This is a genomic window from Psychrobacter sp. CAM01 (assembly GCF_032842965.1).
Taxonomy (GTDB): domain Bacteria; phylum Pseudomonadota; class Gammaproteobacteria; order Pseudomonadales; family Moraxellaceae; genus Psychrobacter; species Psychrobacter celer.
Window position 1 is genome coordinate 20,135 of sequence record NZ_JAWJBL010000011.1, and the last position, 21,323, is coordinate 41,457.

General features: G+C 50.3%; 18 protein-coding genes. 10 read left to right on the forward strand and 8 right to left on the reverse strand.

The window, feature by feature from the left end:
* Positions 1-13 precede the first annotated feature (13 nt).
* From R0I52_RS08010 to R0I52_RS08025, 4 genes are all read right to left on the reverse strand, one after another.
* Positions 14-829 carry an SGNH/GDSL hydrolase family protein gene (locus R0I52_RS08010; RefSeq protein ID WP_317053901.1) on the reverse strand — a complete coding sequence of 272 codons (816 nt, stop codon included), beginning with the start codon at positions 827-829 and terminating at the stop codon, positions 14-16.
* Complete coding sequence (locus tag R0I52_RS08015) at positions 823-2,217, reverse strand: nicotinate phosphoribosyltransferase (protein WP_317053902.1); 1,395 nt, start codon at positions 2,215-2,217, stop codon at positions 823-825. Before R0I52_RS08015 ends, R0I52_RS08010 begins: the two co-directional genes overlap by 7 nt.
* 152 nt (positions 2,218-2,369) lie before the next feature.
* Complete coding sequence (locus tag R0I52_RS08020; RefSeq protein WP_075102547.1) at positions 2,370-3,416, reverse strand: bifunctional nicotinamide-nucleotide adenylyltransferase/Nudix hydroxylase; 1,047 nt, start codon at positions 3,414-3,416, stop codon at positions 2,370-2,372.
* A 217-nt stretch (positions 3,417-3,633) separates the two neighbouring features.
* Entirely contained in the window at positions 3,634-4,611 is a 978-nt protein-coding gene (locus R0I52_RS08025) for an alpha/beta fold hydrolase (RefSeq protein ID WP_317053903.1), read from the reverse strand.
* A gap of 556 nt (positions 4,612-5,167) precedes the next feature.
* On the opposite strand from R0I52_RS08025, the gene nfuA reads away from it, so the two are divergent.
* Positions 5,168-5,851, forward strand: a complete 684-nt coding sequence (gene nfuA / locus R0I52_RS08030) for a Fe-S biogenesis protein NfuA (RefSeq protein WP_317053904.1) — start codon at positions 5,168-5,170, stop codon at positions 5,849-5,851.
* A gap of 278 nt (positions 5,852-6,129) precedes the next feature.
* On the forward strand, positions 6,130-7,440 hold the full coding sequence (locus R0I52_RS08035) for an O-acetylhomoserine aminocarboxypropyltransferase/cysteine synthase family protein (protein WP_317053905.1): 1,311 nt from the start codon (positions 6,130-6,132) through the stop codon (positions 7,438-7,440).
* Positions 7,441-7,561: 121 nt separating this feature from the next.
* Here the strand turns inward: R0I52_RS08035 and R0I52_RS08040 are convergent, their stop codons facing one another.
* Entirely contained in the window at positions 7,562-8,581 is a 1,020-nt protein-coding gene (locus R0I52_RS08040; RefSeq protein WP_317053906.1) for an adenosine kinase, read from the reverse strand.
* Between the two features lie 58 nt (positions 8,582-8,639).
* Entirely contained in the window at positions 8,640-9,539 is a 900-nt protein-coding gene (gene rsmI / locus R0I52_RS08045; RefSeq protein WP_317053907.1) for a 16S rRNA (cytidine(1402)-2'-O)-methyltransferase, read from the reverse strand.
* Positions 9,540-9,710: 171 nt separating this feature from the next.
* Here rsmI and R0I52_RS08050 point away from each other — a divergent pair, with 171 nt between their 5' ends.
* The 8 genes from R0I52_RS08050 (at position 9,711) to hisC (ending at position 18,231) form a co-directional block, all read left to right on the forward strand.
* Positions 9,711-10,196: a YraN family protein gene (locus R0I52_RS08050; protein ID WP_317053908.1), complete on the forward strand. Its 486-nt coding sequence runs from the start codon at positions 9,711-9,713 to the stop codon at positions 10,194-10,196.
* Positions 10,197-10,417: 221 nt separating this feature from the next.
* The gene (locus tag R0I52_RS08055) at positions 10,418-11,278 is read left to right on the forward strand and encodes a BON domain-containing protein (protein ID WP_317053909.1); all 861 of its coding nucleotides are present in this window, start codon (positions 10,418-10,420) and stop codon (positions 11,276-11,278) included.
* A gap of 373 nt (positions 11,279-11,651) precedes the next feature.
* Complete coding sequence (locus R0I52_RS08060) at positions 11,652-12,665, forward strand: alpha/beta hydrolase (protein ID WP_317053910.1); 1,014 nt, start codon at positions 11,652-11,654, stop codon at positions 12,663-12,665.
* Between the two features lie 157 nt (positions 12,666-12,822).
* On the forward strand, positions 12,823-13,074 hold the full coding sequence (locus R0I52_RS08065; RefSeq protein ID WP_100749029.1) for a BolA family protein: 252 nt from the start codon (positions 12,823-12,825) through the stop codon (positions 13,072-13,074).
* A 153-nt stretch (positions 13,075-13,227) separates the two neighbouring features.
* Complete coding sequence (gene murA / locus R0I52_RS08070; protein WP_317053911.1) at positions 13,228-14,505, forward strand: UDP-N-acetylglucosamine 1-carboxyvinyltransferase; 1,278 nt, start codon at positions 13,228-13,230, stop codon at positions 14,503-14,505.
* A 199-nt stretch (positions 14,506-14,704) separates the two neighbouring features.
* Complete coding sequence (gene hisG, locus R0I52_RS08075; RefSeq protein WP_075102594.1) at positions 14,705-15,397, forward strand: ATP phosphoribosyltransferase; 693 nt, start codon at positions 14,705-14,707, stop codon at positions 15,395-15,397.
* A gap of 284 nt (positions 15,398-15,681) precedes the next feature.
* Positions 15,682-16,977, forward strand: a complete 1,296-nt coding sequence (hisD, locus tag R0I52_RS08080; RefSeq protein ID WP_317053912.1) for a histidinol dehydrogenase — start codon at positions 15,682-15,684, stop codon at positions 16,975-16,977.
* Between the two features lie 111 nt (positions 16,978-17,088).
* Positions 17,089-18,231, forward strand: coding sequence for a histidinol-phosphate transaminase (gene hisC / locus R0I52_RS08085; protein ID WP_317053913.1), 1,143 nt, complete (start codon positions 17,089-17,091; stop codon positions 18,229-18,231).
* Positions 18,232-18,305: 74 nt separating this feature from the next.
* On the opposite strand, the gene R0I52_RS08090 is transcribed toward hisC, so the two are convergent.
* Together R0I52_RS08090 and R0I52_RS08095 are read right to left on the reverse strand one after the other, a co-directional pair.
* Entirely contained in the window at positions 18,306-19,949 is a 1,644-nt protein-coding gene (locus tag R0I52_RS08090) for an anthranilate synthase component I family protein (protein ID WP_317053914.1), read from the reverse strand.
* A gap of 3 nt (positions 19,950-19,952) precedes the next feature.
* Positions 19,953-21,188 (reverse strand): beta-ketoacyl synthase N-terminal-like domain-containing protein, encoded by a 1,236-nt coding sequence (locus R0I52_RS08095; RefSeq protein WP_317053915.1) that lies wholly within the window; start codon positions 21,186-21,188, stop codon positions 19,953-19,955.
* Between the last annotated feature and the right edge of the window lie 135 nt (positions 21,189-21,323).

Genomic DNA, 21,323 nt, shown 5'->3' on the forward strand with positions numbered 1-21,323 from the left:
CAGCCAGCATCTGTTAGCGCTCAAGGAGCTGTGCGATTAGCGCTGCCAGCTGCTGCGCCCACAAGCCATAAGTTAAGCTGCTGGGATGAAAGCCATCACTGGCAAACATCGCTGCGCTATCAATGGGGCCGCTGCCGCTGTGCATTTCGGCCATCATCGCAAAGTCAGCGGCCATGTAATGTACACCGTCCTGAGCCTGACACACGTTTTGTAATACCTTGTCGAGCGCCATGGCTTTGGTACCGATAAAGGCGTTGAGCGGCGCGGGTAGTGCTGGCATTTGCGCCATCGGCGGTAGACTTGAGAAGACAATCTTGCGCGCGCCAAACTTGCGCTGAGCAATGGCGATGATCTGCTCGAGTTGCTGTTGCCACTGGTCAGGTGAGACATTCGCTGTGGTGTCATTGACCCCGACGCTCAAAACCATGATATCAACAGGTTGGCTGGGCGCAGACAGCACATACAATCGCCGCAAAATATCAAAGCTGGTGTGCCCCGTCGTCGCCTGCAACGACCAGACAATCTCAGCAAACTGGCTATGAATAACTGGCTGCTGCTGCAAAATGGGGATCAGCTTGCCTGCCAGCGCCTCTTGCTGCGTCAACGTCCCGACCCCTGCTGCTGCGGAGTCGCCGACGATCATCAGCTGTAGCCCAGGCTTCGATGCTTGGGCGGGCGTCTTAGTCGCTGACACTAGAGTGACCCGGCCGCATCTCTCACCGGTAGGCTCAGGGAGGCGTACCGTATCTCGTTTGACCTTGATACCTTGATACAGATAAATTGGCGCAAGCAGCATATCTTTTTTGGATAAATTTAGAGAAGCTACCATCCTGCACGCTCCCGAATGGTGGTCAGGCTGTCGTCGATCAACAGCTTACCGTCGACATACACATCCCGTAGTAGGTTGTTAGCAGTCGATAAGTCGTCTAGTTTGATGGTTTTTGGTTGGCCATGGGTCTGATCGATCAACGCCAAGCGGCCTTTTTTTGAGCGTTTTGAGCGGCTGGTCACAGGATCCTTATAGATATCCTTCCAAACGCCATCGATACAAATGGCGCTGGCTTTCATCGCCCAGCTCATGGTGTCGCGGTTGACTTGCTGCAATAATCCGCCGCCCATCCCAAAGGTGATGTTATCCGCGCTAAACCCAGCCTTTAGCACCACATCGATGATGCTGCCTAAAGTGTTTGGGCTGATGCCATCACCTTGAATGATACGCACATAATCTGGCAATACCTTATAGCCTTTACTATTGATGGTGGTGCCAAACTTCACAGCCAAGCGCTCTAAAGCTTCGCGTACCACTTTGGCAGGCTCGCCGCTGTCTGGTCTGATGACCAGCGTGCCGCCCATGTTTTTGACCTCGTCTTTGAGGCGGCCGCCCCAGATATTATCTATGGCGTTCCATAAATCATAGCTGTCAGAGACCACAGAGACACTTTTGCCCGCGCCGCCAAACTGCGTAAGCATATTGGCAAAGGCAGCTGTCTCGCCGTCGCGGCCCCAAGCGGTCATGGTACTGTGCTCGGCGGCCGGAATCGAAAACGCTGACATGTCTTTATCCATCCGATACCAACGGCTGGCGGCGACCAGCGCCGTCATCGAGTCGGTCCCTGCAAAGTTTACTAAATGCGCCAAACTGCCTAAAGCGACTGATTCTTGGCTAGAGGCACCGCGCGCGCCAAAATCATGCAGCCGAAACGTAAGCGAGTCGCTATTGTCGGCAGACTTTTCTAGGGCCTGACGAATGATGCCTTTACAGTAATGCGAGACGCTAGCGACGGTGGAGGGGTACCAAATAGCACGTAGCAGTGCGGTCTCGATATAGCTTGGTAGCCAGTAAAACTCAGGATCGGTATTGATGACTTGGCAGACGACGTTTGAGACAGGGACGACGCTGCCTTCAGGGACGGCCTCGATACGTAGTGGCAGGTAGCCACCGTGTTTATCGACCAAACGCTCCCAGCCTGCACGGTTAAACGTCAAGCCATGCGCTTGAATGACCATTTCGGCTTCATCGATATCTTGATGGGTGATAGGGGTGCTGAGGTACTCTTTGATAAAAGCTTGCAGACCAAAAAACACCACGTCGTAGTCGCCTTTACGCGCCTCAATGTAGCTTGACAGATACTCACTACCGCTTGGGTATTGCACCCAATGTGAGGTCTTGTAGCTGTCGCTATTTAAGATTAAGTTACTCAGATTGCCAGTGTACATCACAGAACTCCTCTGCGTTGAGATGCTGCGGCTGCCTTGTCATATGACAGCTGCGGCGGTGAGCCGTTACCGTCTATCGGTGCCGGCATAAAAACGTTACTTATCCTGTTTTTAACGCAATAATCATAAAAACTCAGTGCGCTGATTGCCAATTATAGCCCTACCATTTTGGTAATGATCGCATAGTGGTCTTCAAACATCATGGTGGCGTCCAGCTCAGCCAGCGGTAGCCAAAAAGCCTTGGCCGCATCGTCGCCGCCTTTGACTTTGGGCAAGCCTTTTGGGTCGTTTTTTAGCTGAAAATAAAACGCTTGGGTAATCGTACGACCGCGCGCGGAGCGGTACGGATCGTCAAAGGTATGCTGACTATGACAAGAGCCGCGTAATACTGGCTCAGGGACTTTGAGGCGTGTCTCCTCGCGCAGCTCACGGATACAGGCATCAAACAAGGTCTCTTTTGGGTTCACAAACCCACCAGGCAACGCCCAAAGCCCACGTCCTGGCATGCTGCGGCGCTCTACCAATAAGATATGGCCTGATTGTACAATCAGCGCATCAGCAGTCATAAAGGTGGGCGGATAGGGCGCAGCCTGCCATTGTCTTTTATATTTATCGATAAAATCGGCTTCTTCGTGCAGCTGTTGATAGTCTTCGGTTTTTTTGAAATCATCGAGCACGTGACGGGTGGACTCAGGCGTACGCTCAGGTGTTGGCGTCGCCCCCATCAGATAGCTGTCGCGGATAGGCGTGGCTGATAGGTTGTGATAATTGGGAACAGAGACAGAATCCCAGTTGGGAAACAATGATAGATAATACGACGAGCTGTCTTTTGAGTGTCCTATCAGGCCGATATCACTTTGCAAATCACCGGTGACAGATTTGACACCGGCTTGTACGTATTGGAGCCAGCGCGTGTCATTATATAGTGCATCATCTAACCCCACGCAGTGGATGCGCGCGGCATCAGCAGATGAGTACGCGCCCTTAATCATCGCGGCACGCTCAGCGACGCTAAAAGGATTGCGTAGGCTGCGTGGTAGGTTGGCTGAGCCAATCAGCATAATCACTTCATCAGCGCGCTGTAGCGCCTCGTCGACGACTGCTTTATGCCCTCGATGAAAAGGCTGAAAACGTCCGATAAAGACCAGATAACGATAGTGTCTGCGCTTATCTGTTTGCTGCTCTACTGAATCACCCATATGTGCCACTGTCCTGCCATTGATATGTCGTTAATAAAAATAAAGGCTAAAAACCATGCTGCCAATACTGACACAGCAGCAGCGCCACTGACAAGTGCAAAGATGTTTTATACCGTGTATGGGTTTGCTGATTATGGGTTTGCTGGTTTACCAAAAAAGGAGCGAGCAGGCGCTAACGCCTTTACGATGGTGATCATCTGGCGGCATAAAGATCAAGTCATCTGGCGTGCTGTTCGATCCAAGCGGCGACCGTTGGCCAAATCTCTGTTGCCGCATGACGGCTAATCATAATGCGGCTATGGGTATAATCGTCCAAATCACCACGGCTGCGCGCATACTCTCGAAAGACATTGGTAGCGTTATTATTAGTAGGAGTAGGGGCAGAAGAAGGGCTGTTATTAGTAGCGTGGTTAAAGGCATCAAAAAACCGCCGACAGTCAGCAGTTGGGGAGATGAAATTATCGCCTTTGGCACTGATGGCATAGATAGGTATCGTAACCATCGGCATGTGCTGTCGATAATCAAAATGGGTATTGTCGGCAGTCTGTTTGCGGCTGCTATTAAAGTTTTGTTGTAAGTTCCAATCAAACCACTGGTTCATGGTGTGATAGCTTTCGTTGATCGGCCCCAGTTTGAGCTTTTTGGCAGGGATATAACCGACCGCTTTTGTCAAAAGCTTAGCGGCAAGTATTTTGGCGTAGCTGATAGGGCTGGCGGCCGCCCCAAATGCTTGACAGGCAAACATAGTGGCGCTGTTGATTTTATCGATATAATTTGGATATTGAATCAAAAACATCGTTAGGCCCACGCCGCCGCCGCTATGGGTGACGCAGTGCAGATTATTGAGTTGTAATTCATCAAAAAAGTAGCGAAAAGTCGCCTCATAATCATAGGTTGCGACGGTCTCAAAATCAAACGCTTCTTTAGGCGCTGGGCTGTCGCCATGGCCGCGCCACTCCATGATGTAGCACTGATGGCCTAGACCGGCCAGATGCTCGGCGATTTTTAGACAGGTTTGTTTGTCTGAAAAGGTGCCATGGGTCAAAAATATATTTTGTGCCTTGACGCTTGTGTCAGGGGCGCAAGGTGCGCCAGCCGTTGCGTCTGCGTGTTGTTTGATACTGTTTGCTACCCGCCAAACGGCTATTTTCTCGCCGTCCTTGGTCGTCACTAGATGCCGCGTCCGTGTCATCATAAAGCGCTCTTTTACCCTCAGTTTTTATCACAATATCCCTATAGCTGCCGCTTAGTTATACCATAATTGATGAGTCTGTGATGGCCGCTTTGCGACCAACCTAGCCAAATGAGTATATGAATGAAGCAGATTGAGCGATAAATAATAAAGGTATCAGAAATAAGGCGCTAGGAATTAAGGCATCAGGAATTTCAGGAATTAGAGCTTCAGAGGTTAAAACGTCAAGCGTTGAGAAACAACCACGGAGGTGCTGCTTGATAAATATGAGAGTCGTCTTTATATAAAGGAGAGCATATCAACGATCAGACACAGGGCAAGGCTATCTGCAAGCGGTGTTAATTCACAGTGGGGCAGTCGGAATTGTCGCCTGAATACGCTATAATAATGAGTATAGATGCCACAAAGCCTTGGTAGGCGTGAGCAACCCGTGACAGACACGCCCATCAGATGATAAATCGGTGCAGTTGGTACCCCCTTATATCGTTACACACTCTACATTCACGACACAGTAGCCACGACAGGTATCGCGTTTGTGTCATAACACATAGGAAACATTATGAGTGAGCACAATCAAGCTGCTAATCAGTTGGATCAGTCAGCAGACTATGAGTCAGCGCTAGATACTGAGCAAGCGGACGTAAAAAGTAACATCACTATCACAGAGTCGGCGCAAGGTTATTTGGCCGACTTGTTGGCCAAGCAAGACACCGACGGTATCGGTGTCCGTATTTTTGTTGAGCATCCAGGTACGCCGCGCGCCGAGTGCTGCATGGCGTACAATCAGCCAGGCGAAGAAGACAGCGCGGATTTGGTGCTTACGTATGACGATTTTTCGGCGTTTATCGAGGCGGCTTCAGTGCCGTACTTAGAAGATGCGGTGATTGATTATAATAAAGACCGTTTTGGTGGGCAGCTCACCTTCCGTGCGCCAAACTCAAAAGTACCAAAGGTCGGTGCTGACGCCAGTGTCGAAGAGCGTATCAACTATATCTTGCAATCAGAGATTAACCCAGGCTTGGCCGCGCACGGCGGTATGGTGGACTTGCTAGAGCTGATCGACGAAGAAGGCGTTGGTCTGACAGCTGTGCTAAAGTTCGGTGGTGGCTGTCAGGGCTGCTCAGCGGTAGATATGACCTTGCGCCAAGGTGTCGAAGTCCAGCTTAAGCAGCAGATTCCTGAGCTGACGCAAGTGGTTGACGACACCGACCACAGCCGTACTGAAAATGCGTATTATAAATAATCGGTACGGCAAAGTCGCTCAGACCATTCAGCTTAGACAACGCTACTTAAACGAAGCTACTTAGATCAAATGGTATGGTCGCTTATGAATTTTTGTCATTAAGAGATGAATGATTTGCTATTCTTTTCATAAAGAAGTTGAGTTATGATTAACTCAGCTTTTTTTATGCCTATCGTTTTTGTAGATGGCGTTTAGCGACAGCGGCGTAAAGATAACGATTTGACATTCTTTATCATGATATCCTTATTGAATCATAAATACCTAAACAGGAGCACAGTATGAGTGACGGACAACCAGACCAGCAAAACCAGAGTACACCGCGTCTTGAAACCTTGGCCATCCACGCCGGATACCAAGTTGAGCCAACGACCAAAGCGGTCGCCGTACCCATTTATCACACCAGCTCATACGCGTTTGACAATACCCAGCACGGTGCTGACTTGTTTGATCTCAAGGTCGCAGGCAATATCTATACCCGTATCATGAACCCAACCAATGCGGTACTAGAAGAGCGGGTGGCTGCATTAGAAGGCGGTATCGGGGCGCTGGCGGTGGCGTCAGGCATGGCGGCCATCACGTATGCCATTCAGACGATTTGTGAAGCGGGTGATAATATCGTTGCGGTATCGACGCTATATGGCGGTACTTATAATTTGTTTGCTCATGCGCTACCGCGTCAAGGCATCGAAGTACGCTTTTTTGACCACAAAGAGCCAGAAGCGATTCGCGATCTTATCGATGATAAGACCAAGATGGTGTTTGCTGAAAGTATCGGTAATCCGCTGGGCAATATCGTAGATATCCAAGCGCTAAGTGATATCGCTCACGAGTATGGCGTGCCTGTGGTAATCGATAGTACGGTGGCGACGCCTGCGCTCTGCCGCCCGTTTGAGTTTGGCGCGGATATTGTCATTCATTCATTGACCAAGTACATGAGCGGTACAGGCACCTCGATCGGCGGCGCGATTGTCGATAGTGGTACGTTCCCTTGGGGCGACTATCCTGAGCGTTTCCCGCTGCTCAATACCCCAGATGAGAGCTATCACGGTGTCAATTTTGTCAAAGACGTCGGCGCTGCGGCGTTTATTGCCCGCGCCCGTGTGGCACCGCTACGCAATACTGGAGCGGCAATCAGCCCGTTAAATGCTTTTGGTATTTTGCAAGGCATGGAGACGCTCAGCCTACGTATGGAGCGCCATGTACAAAATGCCAAAGCCGTCGCTGAGTATCTGCGCGACCATGACAAAGTCGCTTGGGTTAAATACGCAGGTCTATCGGACCACCCTGAGCATGAGCTGGCCAAAAAATACATGAAAGGCACGCCTTCAGCTATTTTAACCTTTGGGGTAAAAGGCGGGCTGGAGGCTGGCGCCCGCTTTATCGATGCGCTGCAGATGATCACGCGCTTGGTCAATATCGGTGATGCCAAATCGTTGGCGTGTCACCCAGCGACCACCACCCATCGCCAGCTCAATGAGCAAGAGCTTGCCAACGCTGGGGTCAGTGCTGACATGGTGCGTCTCTCTATCGGTATCGAGCATATCGACGACATCAAAGCCGATCTGGCACAAGCATTGGCTGCGGCTTAATATCGTCATACTAGCCATGTCCGTACACTAGTTATACTTTTCTTATACTTCACAAAAAAGCCCATATCGATAAGATATGGGCTTTTATTTGGCAAGAAATATCGCTTAGACTACATGCTTATTAAGCGGATAATACGCGCTGCGCAATCTCTTTATAGTCTTGGGAGGCAAGGCGCGGGCCAAATTGCTGAATAACTTGGGCAGCGACAGCGCTTGCCAGACGACCACACTCAGGCAGGCTATAGTGCTGCGATAGCGCATATAAAAAAGCGCCCGCGTAGTTATCACCTGCGCCATTGGTGTCGATGACATTGGCCACCGCTGGCGTGGCGACTTCATAAATCTTCAGCTCTGAGTGGTCGTCTGACTTGTGGGCGATGATTGCGCCATTCGCGCCATCGGTGACGACTGCGGTCTGGCAATGCTCAAGGAGCGCGCGGGCGGCGGCTTTGATTTGTTTTTTGTCAGTAAATAGCTTGGCCTCTTCGCTATTACAGAATATCACTGCCACTTTATTGCCGAGCATATTGAGTAGGCCGTCTTTGGCAAACTTCACCACCGCAGGGTCAGCGAAGCTCACCGCGATTTTGGCGTTATGAATACCTGCTTGCTGGCGCAGCTTGGTCATCGCAGGTTGGATGCTCTCAGTCATCGCCAGATAGCCTTCTAGATACAGCCAGTCGGCTTGCGTCAGCGCGTCAAAATCGACGTTTTCTGCTGTGATGTCGCTTGAGGTTCCAAGATAAGTTTGCATGGTACGCTCGCCATCTTCGGTCACCGCCACCACACAAGAGCCTGTGACGCCGCCTGTATGTACGGATTTTTTTGAAGTAGCGACGCCTGCAGTGTGCAAGTCTTTTAGATAAAACTCACCTTGAGCATCATCACCGACGCGGCAAGCATAAAACGGCTTGCCACCGAGGCTGGCAAAGGTGTACATGGTATTGGCCGCTGAGCCGCCACCAGCTTGTTTTGAGGGTGCGATTTCTGCCAGTTTAAAATACGCCAGTAGCTGCTGTTGCTCTTCGATAGCCGCCAGTGTCATATTGCCTTTGGTCAGATCCGTCTCTTCTAGGGCAGCGTCGGACAGTAGGTATTCGTGGTCCACCAAGGCGTTGCCTATTGCCATTACATCGTACATTTGCTCTCTCCTCACTCAATGATTAATTTGTTGGCATAGTATTTTTTATAACCACAAGCTATTTTGCTTGTAGTTCAAGCAGGCGCTGATAGAGCGCGTTCTTCTTCACGCCAGTGATATCAGCGGCCAAGGCGGCGGCTTTTTTGACCGACAAATCCTCCAGTAGGCGTTGTAGTAACGCATCGTGCGCACTGATGTCGTCGGCGTCTTGTGCGGTATTGGCACCTGCGACTACCAAGACGATTTCGCCGCGCTGCTGATTGTCATCGGCTTTGACAAACTCAATTAAGTTGCCAAGCGTGCTTTTGTACACGGTCTCAAAGGTTTTGGTCAGCTCACGGCAAAACGTCACTTCACGATCAGCGCCAAATATCGCCGCCATGTCCGCTAAGCTTGCTAGAATGCGGTGCGGCGCTTCATAAAATATCAAGGTTTCGGTGCGTGTCGTTAAGGCGGTCAGTTGTTTTTGGCGACCGTGAGTTTTGGCAGGCAAAAACCCAATAAAGCTGAAGCGATCTGATGGCAGCCCTGCGACCGATAGCGCACCAATGGCAGCCGATGCACCCACCACAGGTGATACTCTCACGCCAGCGGCATGCGCCGCTTGTACCAACTGATAGCCTGGGTCACTGACCAGTGGCGTGCCAGCATCACTGATCAAAGCGACGGAATGACCTTGCTGGATCATCTCGATAATCTTTGGCGTTTGGATGGCGCTGTTGTGCTCATGATAGGCCCACAGCTTATTATGCGTTTTGGGCGCGTCAGCCTCGCTACTGTTGTCTTTGGTATGGATACCAAAGTGCGATAGCAGTTTGCCGGAGGTGCGGGTGTCTTCACAGGCAATGATGGCCACTTGTTTTAAGACATCGATGGCATACGGCGTCATGTCGCTCAGATTACCAATTGGCGTGGCAACGATATATAAACAAGCTGGCATCGCGGTAGGGATGGACATGAAAACCTCTGTTATAAAAGTCGGGCATACAATATAGCGCCATGCTCTATCTTGGCGTTTGATGTGTGGTCTTTAGCACAACATCGAGATAAAGACCGTAACAGAACCATGACTGCAGGCCATGGTGACAGACCAAATATATAGACAAAGCGCAAAAGTGGTTAGTTTATCATGTTGTGCTATGATAATTCTGAAATGTTCAGCAGGTATCTTGCTCTTATGACTCATCACAAACCCTTACGCCTTAGCTCGCCCAAGCAGCGTCAAGGCAGCTTGTTTGAGCAGCGCGCTTGTGCGTTTTTGCAGGCGCAAGGCTTGACGCTGATTGCACAAAACTGGCAACAGCCCAAAATCGGCGAGCTTGACTTGGTCATGCTAGAGACGGGCGCGGCATGGTCGACCCTAGTATTTGTCGAAGTGCGTCAACGGCGACAATCAGGGTTTGGCGATGCGCTGCTGAGCGTCACCAAATCCAAGCAAAACAAACTTATCAAGGCGGCGCGCTATTTTTTGCAGCAGCATCCTGAGTATAGAGATTTTGATTGCCGGTTTGATGTCATTGCTTATGATACTGCTGGCAAGCACAAACCCGCAGAAGCCCGCACGGCTGAGTCGCCGCAGTGGCTGATAGGCGCGTTTATGGCAAATGCGTGGTAATACTTGATAAGGCACGCTTGGTGTTGATTCTTATTATATTAATGAGCCTGAGCGTGAGCGAGCGATGCTAAGGTGTTTGTCGGTTGAGTTATCGTTACCAAAAGCCTAAGCGTTCACCTAAAAAATTGAGTAAAGTAGCTCAATAAAAAAGCGATGGCATGTCTTGCGTATTAATCATCGCCAATATTTTACTTATTTCATCAGGCTCTAAGAGGTAAATCATGACACGGATGCACTTGCGCACTGCTATTTTTGGCTCATCATACCGCATGACGATAGGTGCTGTGCTGCTGGCAAGCGTCATTAGTACGGGTTGTACCACCAATTATCTGACCAACAGTACACAAGGGACGTATGGTGTGCCCATGACTGAGCGTACCATTCCGCAGCGCCTGCTGGATCGTAGCATCGAACACACTGCCAAAATCAATGTTTATGGCCTAAAAGAAGACTTGCAGCAGACCAGCCGCATGAGTATCGATAGCTTTAATAGTGAAGTACTGCTGAGCGGTGAGGTGCCAAGTGCTGCGATCAAGACGGAGATAGAAAACGTCGTCAGCTCCATGCCAGATGTGCGCCGTGTCTATAATGAGCTGACCGTCAGTGCCTCAAAGGGCTATAGCTCGACTGTCCATGATGGTTATATCACCTCAAAAATGCTGGCCAAAGTCGCGACAAGTAACGGCGTCAAAGCCTCTCAAATCAAGGTGGTGAGCAACAACGGCGTGGTCTATGTCATGGGGCGTGTGACACCGACGCAGCAAAGCCACTTAATCGATATCGCCAACAACACCGTAGGAGTGACCGAGCTTGTGCTATTGACGACCGTTGTCGACGATAGAGGGGTAAAGATTGGTGAAGACGATATTATGTATGAGGACAATCTGGCCAATCCGGCGTTAGCGCCAGTTGTGCAGCGCTCGGCTGCCGCGCGCGTTGCTGATGAGCCGAGCAGTGCAGTCGCGCCCAGCCATGCCCGCTCCACTACGCCTATAGTGGTGACCGAGGCGGGTGCGCCTATTGATTCCTCTGCTAGTGAGGCTTCTGCTAGTGAGAGTGTCGATATTTATCAAAATCAATAATACCTTATTTTATCGTGAGCCAGTGTCTCGATTGTATTTGGCGCTGATATAGCCGCCGCTGATGACAAGAAGCCTAAACACGAGTAACAGGAAAAGCACGAGAAAACTTTTGGCAGCCAGTAAACTGATCACTCTGTAAATGAATGGCTATAAATAATCCGCAGTAAGTGACTGATGATATAGTCGATTCTCAATAAAACAGATACATTATATGTCAACGTGGAACTGGTATAAATTTTCCTTGCGTGCTGTGCCTGCGCCGACAGAGGCTGCGTAAAATTTACCCCAGTCCCACTGTATCGTTTTTATACTGAACTCACTATACGTGGTTAGCGATAAATGATTGGTGATAAATGAATAAAGGACACTGGCGATGAAGGATCTTAAAGCACGCAAGCGGCATCATGACTATGATGATGGTCACAAGCACCAGCACCGTCGCAAGACAAATGCAAAAAGCGCTGACACTCAAGCAGCAAGTAAGAAGGTGCTAAAAGTGACGGGCGCGGCGCTGTTGGCAATTGGCGGCGCGGTGCTGGCAAGCCAAAGCGCGCAGGCGTTATCACCTTTGACTCTCGTCAATGGGATTACCTCAGGCGGCGGTGTTGGGGTCAGCAAAGACATCTTGTACGGCGATCAGCCCTTACAGGATTTAGATATTTATTATCCCAAGCCGTTGGCCCGTGCCATGACGGCACAAAGCGCAATCAGTGATCGTTATCCGATGGTGGTGTTTGTCCATGGCGGATCATGGGAGAGTGGGAGTAAAGAGCAATACGCCTTTGTCGGCCAGAGTTTGGCTCAGGCAGGCTATGTCACAGCGGTGATCAATTATCGTAAGGCGCCTGAGCATGTTTATCCCGCTTATGTCAAAGACACCGCACAGGCGATCGCTTGGAGCCTAAACAATGCGGCCAGCTTGCATGCCGATCCTGCTCGTGTGGCGGTAATTGGGCACTCTGCTGGAGCGTTCAACGCCGTGGCAGCGGTCGTCAACGAGGATTTTTTGGCACCTTATCATATCAAGCCAAGCGATGTAGGGGCAGTCGTCGGAATCGCGGGCCCATACAGTTATGACTTTCGTAAGTTTGATAGCGCATCGGCCTTTGCTGCCACTGCTACGCCAGATGAGGTGATGCCCGATCGTCATATCAAAGGAAAGCAGCCGCCTTATTTATTATTGACGGCCGAAAAAGACGACATCGTCCACGACAGCAATACCATCAAAATGACGCACGCACTAAAAGCCGCTGGCGTCTCTGTCAAAAACGGTGAAATAGCAAGTGCCAGCCATGCGACCAGTATTGGGGCGATGGCACCGCCGCTACGCTGGGTCAATGATGTGCGCGCGCAGGTGCTTAGCTACCTAGATGATGTCCTCAAATAACGATAAAGGGTGAGATGCATTGTAGGCATGACTGACTGGTCGCTACTGCGTCATAAAACACGGTAAAGCAAGACAATACTGTAAGATAGCCAAACTCTTGTTATAATGTCTTCACTTTATATTCATACCCTATTTTATATTTAAGGCAGAGAGATTTATGAGCATGAACGCTGACGACTTGATTGCATTTTTACAGACTCATTTCCCAGACGCTTTTATTCAAGCGGCCAATCAAGGCAACAAGTTTGATGTGCGCGTGGTCGATGCCAGCTTTGAAGGCAAACGCAGCGTTCAGCGTCAGCAAGCGGTATATGCGCTGGTCAATGACAAGATCGCCAGCGGAGATATTCATGCGCTCAATATTCAAGCATTGACGCCCGCTGAGTGGGACGCTCAATCAAAAGGCTAAACGTCACTCTTTATGACGAGACGTTATGCTTAAGCCTGTTAATTAGACGCCTCAAGCCTATGGCTTCATTTATTGTCTAAATCGCAGGTTTTGGTGGTTTGGTTTTTGTTTTTTATATTCATTTTTTATACTCATCGCTAGGTTGCCACTTTTATGGATCAATTTTTAATCACGGGTAGTAGTCGTATTGCAGGGGAAGTTACGATTTCAGGCGCCAAAAATGCCGCGCTGCCGTTACTTGCGGCCATGATATTGGCTGAGACCCCAACGACATTGCATAATGTGCCATCGCTACAAGATGTGCGTACCCTGATTGCATTGATCGGTGGCATGGGCATCAATATTCAAAAACAAGGCGATACGGTCACGTGTGATACCAAAACCATCGATAATTTTTATGCGCCCTATAATCTGGTCAAGACCATGCGCGCATCGATTTTGGTATTGGGGCCGTTGCTGGCACGTTTTGGCGAAGCAGAAGTCTCATTGCCAGGTGGCTGCGCGATCGGCTCGCGTCCTGTCGATCAGCACCTCAAAGCCTTTGAGGCCATGGGCGCTACTATCAGCGTCGAAAACGGCTATGTCAAAGCGCAAGCGCCAAAAGGCGGCAAACTAATCGGCTGTAACTTTTCGTTTGACATGATCACGGTCGGCGGCACTGAAAACGTCATCATGGCGGCCGCCCTTGCTAAAGGTACCACAGTGCTTGGCAACTGCGCGCTGGAGCCAGAAGTGGTGGATTTGGCCAACATGCTGGTCGCGATGGGTGCCAAGATAAGCGGCATCGGTACCTCAACCATGACCATCGAAGGCGTTGAGCGTCTGCATGGTTGTGAGTATTCAGTAGTGGCGGATCGTATCGAGACAGGCTCGTATCTGGCAGGCGCGCTGATGACTCGTGGTGATGTATTGGCCAAAAACACCTCTGCGCTGTTATTGACCCCTGTGTTAGAGAAATTTGAAGATATGGGCGCAGTGATTACCACAGGTGATGACTGGGTGCGCGCGCAAATGACGGGTCGACCAAGACCTGTCAATATCCGCACTCAGCCGCATCCTGGCTTTCCAACAGATATGCAGGCGCAGCTCATGGCGATTAGCTGTCTGGCCGATGGCACCAGTACCTTTATCGAAAATATCTTTGAAAACCGCTATATGCACGTGCCAGAGCTCAATCGTTTGGGCGCATCCATTCAGGTGGATGGCCATGCCGCCTTAGTTAAGGGCGTTGAAAACTTTACCGCCGCGCCTGTGATGGCGACCGATTTACGCGCATCGATGTCATTGGTGATGGCCGCGGCGACCGCCGAAGGTGAGAGCTTGATCGACCGTATTTATCATATCGATCGCGGCTATGAAAATGTAGAAAGCAAACTGCGTGCGCTCGGCGTCAATATCGAACGTATCAATAGCAACAATAGCAACGACTAAGCGGCAGTTTTTTACTGGTTTTTGTCAGCAATTACATAAAACCATGCCTTAAGTCAGTCAGACACTGAACGACTCAGTCAACCCTTATGCGCCATGTCCTTTAGAGGCTAGTGCATGAAGGTTTACCCCCATCGTTTAGCACTGATAAACTCACGCCCCGCTATCGGGGATGCCAACTGTACATGGACACGATGTCATTATGACCGAAGCAAGCACCCGCCAATCAAATGATGGTTTATTAAACCAAGTCAATGAGGAATTTTCAGGCTTAACACTGGCCTTATCTAAAGGCCGTATTTTGGAAGAAACCATGCCTTTGCTGCGCGCAGCGGGCGTTGAGTTGTTAGAAGACCCTGAAGCCTCGCGTAAGCTTATTTTTCCAACCTCAAACCCCAATGTACGCGTCTTAATCTTGCGTGCCAGTGATGTGCCGACCTACGTCGAGCATGGCGCTGCGGATTTTGGTGTGGCGGGTAAAGATGTATTGCTTGAGCACGGTGCCAACCATGTGTATGAGCTGCTGGATTTGCAGATTGCCCAGTGCAAATTGATGACCGCAGGCGTAAAAGACGCGCCATTGCCCAATCGTCGTCTGCGCATCGCCACCAAGTACGTCAATGTGGCTCGGGCGTATTTTGCCAGCCAAGGCCAGCAGGTCGATGTGATTAAACTCTACGGCTCGATGGAGCTGGCACCGCTGGTCGGACTCGGAGACCTCATCGTCGATGTGGTCGATACAGGGAACACCCTGCGTGCCAATGGCCTTGAAGCCCGTGACCATATCTGCGATGTATCGTCGCGCCTCATTGTCAATCAAGTCAGTTACAAGCGTAAGTTCGCCTTGCTTGAGCCAATTTTGGACAGCTTTAAAGACAGCATTGCGAGTGCTTAACAGCTCAGTGTTTGATGCCTTAGTGTGTCATTTATCCATACTTGCAAAGACAATGTGCTTCATTGGTAATATTAAGTACAGTGATGCAAATTTTTAAACCAGTTTGGCGCTCTATGATAGGCATAGCGTGCTAAACTGGTTTTGTTGTATGGGTTTGTCAAAACATAAAAGCCCAGTATAATCTAAACCAGACCCTAGCCACAGATACGTATCACAGTATCAGACTCGCTTGTTTTTACTCGTTAATGTTCAGTAGTATACATGCTCAGATATAGGATTAGCTCATGCGCCAGTTAAGTACCCAAGATGCCGATTTCGATAGCCAGTTGACCAAGCTGCTTGCTTTTGAGACGGTCAATGACGCCGATTTGTTAACGACCGTTGATGATATCATCGCGCAAGTGCGTCATCAGGGTGATAGCGTGGTACTGGCACTGACTCAGCAGTTTGACCAGCATCCAGCGACTACCATGCAAGAGTTAGAGCTATCTAAGGACGCACTTGAAGAGGCCTTTGAGCAATTAGACGACACGGTAAAAACCGCTCTAAGCACGGCTGCTGCGCGCATACAGAGCTTCCATGAGCGCCAAGTCCAAGACAGCTGGCAGTATGAAGATGCGCTGGGCAACCGCTTAGGGCAAAAAATCACCCCGCTAGATCGCGTCGGAATCTATGTGCCAGGCGGTCTGGCCTCGTATCCCTCATCGGTTCTGATGAATGCCATCCCAGCCAAAGTCGCTGGCGTGAGTGATGTTATCATGGTGGTGCCAGCGCCTAATGGAGTGCTCAATCCACTGGTGTTGGCCGCGGCGCACTTGGCACAAGTAGACCGAGTCTTTACCATCGGCGGCGCCCAAGCGGTTGCTGCGTTGGCATATGGTACCGAGACGATACCAGCCGTGGACAAAATCACCGGCCCTGGTAATAAATACGTCGCTGCGGCCAAGCGTGCGGTATTTGGTCAAGTGGGCATCGATATGATTGCTGGCCCCTCTGAGGTGCTGGTGTACGCAGAAGGGCAGGCGCAAGATCGCGCAGACTGGTTGGCGATGGATTTGTTGTCACAAGCAGAGCACGACCGTATCGCCCAAGCCATCTTTGTGACGACCAGTCGCGAGCAGCTCGACGCGGTGGCAGCTGAAATCGAAAAAGCCTTAAGCGAGCTACCAAAAGCGGATATCGCGCGCGACTCATTACAAAACCGCGGCGCGCTGATTTTGGTCAAAGACCGTGCGGAGGGCATGGCAGTGATCAACCGCGTGGCGCCTGAGCATTTAGAGTTGTCGGTCGATGAGCCTGATGCCTTACTCGCTGATATTCGTCATGCTGGGGCGATTTTTATGGGACGTCATACCCCTGAAGCCATCGGTGATTACTGTGCAGGCCCCAACCATGTATTGCCGACATCGGGGACGGCGCGTTTTTCTTCACCGCTTGGTGTTTATGATTTTCAAAAAAAATCCTCTATCATCTATTGTAGCGCAGCGGGCAGTAAGCCATTGGCCGAAACGGCAGATATTTTAGCGCAGCGTGAGGACTTAGAGGCCCACGCGCGCTCAGCCCGTTATCGTTATCAATAATCGGCGTGTCAATGAGTGGCGTATGCTTTTACGCCAACGAGCAAGCGTTAGTTTTTTAAATATTAAGTCTGTAAACTTTGATAGTCTTTGTGGCTAATAGTAGGATAACTTATGAATGAGTTAAAGATAGATACCAGACTTTGGTCATCCAAAGCACGTAACTTGTCACCTTATGTACCAGGTGAGCAGCCGCAACACGACAATTTATGTAAATTAAACACCAACGAAAACCCGTTTCCACCCTCACCTAAAGTTGGTGAGGCCATCGCTCAGGTCTTAGCGCAGCAAGCGGATGATTTGCGCTTATATCCAGCACCTGAGTCTGATGAGCTGCGCGCCGCTTTGGCTCAGCTGTATGACCTTGATATTAATCAAGTGTTTGTCGGCAATGGTTCAGATGAAGTGCTGGCGCTGGTATTTGCCAGTTTTTTCTTAAAAGAGCGCCCTGTGCTCTCGCCTGACATTGGCTATAGTTTTTATCCTGTGTATGCCCATACTTTTGGTATAGAGCTGGTGCAAATTGCGCTAGAAGACGACTTTAGTATCGATCCGGATGCTTATCGTCAGCCTTGTAGTGGCATCATTATCGCCAACCCTAATGCGCCGACAGGACTGCTGTTATCGCTTGCGGATATTCGTAAGCTGGCAAGTGAGCACTCAAACTCGGTGATTGTGATTGATGAGGCATATATCGACTTTGCGCAAGTAGAAGAGGGCAGCTTGGAGACTGAGGTTTCAGCTGTGAGTCTTATCAACGAGTGCGATAATATTTTGGTCACCCAAACGTTTTCCAAATCGCGCTCACTGGCAGGTTTGCGCGTTGGGATGGCTTTTGGTAATGCCTCATTAATCGAAGCCTTAACACGCATGAAAAACAGCTTTAACAGCTATCCGCTCGATAAGTTGGCACAAGCTGGGGCGACGGCGAGTGTGTTAGATGTAGAGTATTTTGAGCAAACGCGTCAGCAAGTGATCGATTTGCGTGAGTCGTTGACAGCGAGCCTACAGTCATTGGGCTATCAAGTGCTGCCTTCGCATACCAACTTTGTGTTTGCGCGTCCTAAAGAGGGTAATGCCAGCGAAGTCGCCGCTGCTCTACGTGAGCAAGGCATCATCGTGCGTCACTTTGACAAGCCGCGTATCAGTGAGTATATGCGTATCACGGTCGGTACCGCCGAGCAGCACCAAAGATTGATAGCGGCGCTGACGGTATTGCATGCAGATAGCAACACGATAGATAGCGCTGCTGAGTAGGTAGCGCTAATCCCTATCCTATCAGTATCATAACGCAACGCCTGTCAGTATCATACTGTGCAGGCTTTTTTATGTCAGGGTTTTTGCGCCAGCACGTCCAATAGATTGCCCACTTTATCTAGACACTCTTGATATTCAGCAGCGCAGTCAGAGGCCACCGTGATACCGCCGCCCGCCCATAAATTGACAAGCGTGTTTTGCTGTGGCGCATGGCGTGCTTGTAGCGTGCGTATCAGTACATTCCACTGTCCACTTCCATCAAAATTCATATAGCCCATGGTACCGCAGTATGCGCCGCGCGGTGCTTGTTCCAACTCAGAGATGATTTCGACAGCGCGTTTTTTGGGCGTGCCAGTGATAGAGCCTGCTGGCAAGCTGCCAAACAACACTGTAAGCGGATGGGCGTCGTCTTTTAGCTCGGCGCGAATGGTGCTGACCATATGATGGACATTACTAAAGCTCTCGATAGCAAACAGCTTGGGTACTTTGACGCTACCGATTTTGGCATACTTACCCAAGTCGTTACGCAATAAGTCGACGATCATGACGTTTTCGGCGCGATCCTTTTCACTATCGATCAGCTGCTGCTTATAGGCATTATCTTGTGTGGGATTGGTACTGCGCGGCATGGTGCCTTTGATGGGTTTGGTGATGATATGATGTTTGCCGCTATTAGGTTCTTTGGTAAAGGTAAAAAACAGCTCAGGCGAGCAGCTTAATAGCTCAAATTGAGCGTTAACGCGATGAGAGCCACGAGCATCACGGCTATTGTCGCTAGTATCAAACCTATCGTCATCAAGCGGCTGGGTTTGTAAGTACCCGGCAAAGGGCGCTTGGGTGTTTTGATGGAGCGCTGGCAAATAATCGATCAGACTTGTGGCCTGAGTGGATGTACTCTCGCTCGTCAGCTGTCCTGTCCATTCTTGGGTCAGGTTGATCTGATAGCAGTCGCCTTGCTCTAGGTAGTATTGGGTTTTATCAAAAGCGGCTTGATAGTCATGTTGGTGCCAGCGCGGCTGTAGGTATAATGGTGCAGGCGTTTTTGCAATGCTAGTAGTTGCTTTAGATAGCTGTTGTTCTAGTGAGTCTAGGCAGGATATCAGCGAGTCAAGCGCTGGGTCTGCCTCAGCTGCTACTGTATGTTGCCCTATAGTACGCAGTGCCCAGCCATGACCGCTATCGCAGGGCGTCAGATATATGTCGTAATGCCCCAATACCGCACAGGGCTGCGCCGCCAGCTCGATAGCGTCCGCTGGGCTCAGCTCGTGAGACGCGATGTCATAGCCGATAAACCCTATCAGCCCGTGGTGATAGTGCGGTGGATCGCTAGGATCTGCTTGGCTATTTGTCTCGGTCTGATGGGTTTGACCATAGGCAATGAGCACTTCTTGCCAAGCTTCATAGCTCATGGTGCGATAAGTGGCCGCGTGCTTGTCGTCACGGTGGCGGCCAACGACGGTATAAGCGGCAGGCTGTCTGGGCCCAGGCGTGGTCACATAGACAGACCAAGCCATTTTGGGTAGCAAGCCAATCACTGACCGTCCAGCATTGTTTAGCCAAACCAGTTGCCAGTTGGCCTGAGCGTCTTGCTTGAGTAAGTGGCGCTGCAGTTTTGGCAACAGCTCAGCTGCACCCAGCGCACCAAAACGCCAGCTAGGGTGAGTAGCTGGCGATGGGGTAGGAGTTACGTGATTGGTAGAATGAGTGTTTACAGACATTATTTAGGCGTCAAACTTTTTGATGATTAGTGTGGCATTGGTACCGCCAAAGCCAAAGCTATTGCTCATGATGGTTTCAAGTGATGCGTCACGCTTGTCAGTGACGATATCAAAGCCTTTAGCAGCAGGGTCTAGTTCTTTGACATTAATGCTAGGGGCGATAAAGCCTTCTTGTAGCATAAGCAGGCAATAAATCAGCTCTTGCGCGCCGACAGCGCCGAGACTATGACCAGTCATCGACTTGGTAGAGCTGATCGCAGGTACTTTGCTGATATCACCATCAAACACCTGCGCGATGGCTTTGAGCTCGGTAATATCGCCCAGTGGCGTACTGGTGCCGTGGGTATTGATATAGTCGACCCTCTCTAGCCCTGCGTCTGCTAAGGCTTGTTGCATACAGCGCACTGCACCTTCGCCGCTAGGGGCGACCATCTCAGCGCCATCAGAGCTGGCACCATAGCCGACGATTTCTGCTAAGATATTGGCGCCGCGTGCCTTTGCATGTTCGAGGCTTTCGACCACCACCATCGCGCCGCCTGCCGCGATGACAAAACCGTCACGGTCTTTGTCATAAGCTCTAGAGGCAAGGGTTGGTGTGTCATTATATTGAGTACTGACCGCGCCCATGGCATCAAACATACAAGACTGGGTCCAGTGCTCAGCCTCACTACCACCAGCGAGTACCACATCGGCCTTGCCAAGTTGAATCAGCTCGGCGGCATGACCGATACAATGTGTCGAGGTGGCACAAGCTGAGCTAAGAGAATAAGACACCCCTTGGATTTTGAGACCTGTGGCCAGTGCGGCCGATACCGAGCTGCCCATAGTTTTTGGGACTGCCATCGCGCCGACGCCGCGCAGACCTTTGGCGCGCATCGCATCGATGGCACTGACGATGTTCTCTGTCGATGCGCCGCCCGAGCTTGCCACCACCCCAACTCGCGGGTTGCTATTGATGGTCTCAAGTGACAAGCCTGCATGCTCGATAGCGCTCAACGCACTGACATAAGCATAAAGGCTGGCGTCACTAAAAAAACGTTTTAGTTTACGGTCGATGCCACTGGTATCTAGCGTCGACTGATCAATACTACCGCTGACCTGAGATTTAAAGTCATGCTCAGCATAAGACTCGTTAAAGGTAATACCTGACTGTCCTTGTTTGAGTGCAGTAGCGACAGTGGCCAAATCATGTCCGATACAAGAGACTATCCCTGCTCCAGTGATAACAACGCGGCGCATATTCTATTCCTTCTGAGTAATAATTTTTAGTAATTGCTGTCCCTATATTTTACTTATAGGTCGTCTAGAGTGGGTTTTTATTAAACCTCATCTTTGAGATGAGCAGGCTCTAGATAATGGTGCTGATAATAATAG

Excerpts from the sequence above, each read along its gene's own strand:
- R0I52_RS08010 (WP_317053901.1), bottom strand. The coding sequence starts at position 829 with ATGGTAGCTTCTCTAAATTTATCCAAAAAAGATATGCTGCTTGCGCCA.
- R0I52_RS08015 (WP_317053902.1), bottom strand. The coding sequence starts at position 2,217 with ATGTACACTGGCAATCTGAGTAACTTAATCTTAAATAGCGACAGCTAC.
- R0I52_RS08020 (WP_075102547.1), bottom strand. The coding sequence starts at position 3,416 with ATGGGTGATTCAGTAGAGCAGCAAACAGATAAGCGCAGACACTATCGT.
- R0I52_RS08025 (WP_317053903.1), bottom strand. The coding sequence starts at position 4,611 with ATGATGACACGGACGCGGCATCTAGTGACGACCAAGGACGGCGAGAAA.
- nfuA (WP_317053904.1), top strand. The coding sequence starts at position 5,168 with ATGAGTGAGCACAATCAAGCTGCTAATCAGTTGGATCAGTCAGCAGAC.
- R0I52_RS08035 (WP_317053905.1), top strand. The coding sequence starts at position 6,130 with ATGAGTGACGGACAACCAGACCAGCAAAACCAGAGTACACCGCGTCTT.
- R0I52_RS08040 (WP_317053906.1), bottom strand. The coding sequence starts at position 8,581 with ATGTACGATGTAATGGCAATAGGCAACGCCTTGGTGGACCACGAATAC.
- rsmI (WP_317053907.1), bottom strand. The coding sequence starts at position 9,539 with ATGTCCATCCCTACCGCGATGCCAGCTTGTTTATATATCGTTGCCACG.
- R0I52_RS08050 (WP_317053908.1), top strand. The coding sequence starts at position 9,711 with ATGTTGTGCTATGATAATTCTGAAATGTTCAGCAGGTATCTTGCTCTT.
- R0I52_RS08055 (WP_317053909.1), top strand. The coding sequence starts at position 10,418 with ATGACACGGATGCACTTGCGCACTGCTATTTTTGGCTCATCATACCGC.
- R0I52_RS08060 (WP_317053910.1), top strand. The coding sequence starts at position 11,652 with ATGAAGGATCTTAAAGCACGCAAGCGGCATCATGACTATGATGATGGT.
- R0I52_RS08065 (WP_100749029.1), top strand. The coding sequence starts at position 12,823 with ATGAGCATGAACGCTGACGACTTGATTGCATTTTTACAGACTCATTTC.
- murA (WP_317053911.1), top strand. The coding sequence starts at position 13,228 with ATGGATCAATTTTTAATCACGGGTAGTAGTCGTATTGCAGGGGAAGTT.
- hisG (WP_075102594.1), top strand. The coding sequence starts at position 14,705 with ATGACCGAAGCAAGCACCCGCCAATCAAATGATGGTTTATTAAACCAA.
- hisD (WP_317053912.1), top strand. The coding sequence starts at position 15,682 with ATGCGCCAGTTAAGTACCCAAGATGCCGATTTCGATAGCCAGTTGACC.
- hisC (WP_317053913.1), top strand. The coding sequence starts at position 17,089 with ATGAATGAGTTAAAGATAGATACCAGACTTTGGTCATCCAAAGCACGT.
- R0I52_RS08090 (WP_317053914.1), bottom strand. The coding sequence starts at position 19,949 with ATGTCTGTAAACACTCATTCTACCAATCACGTAACTCCTACCCCATCG.
- R0I52_RS08095 (WP_317053915.1), bottom strand. The coding sequence starts at position 21,188 with ATGCGCCGCGTTGTTATCACTGGAGCAGGGATAGTCTCTTGTATCGGA.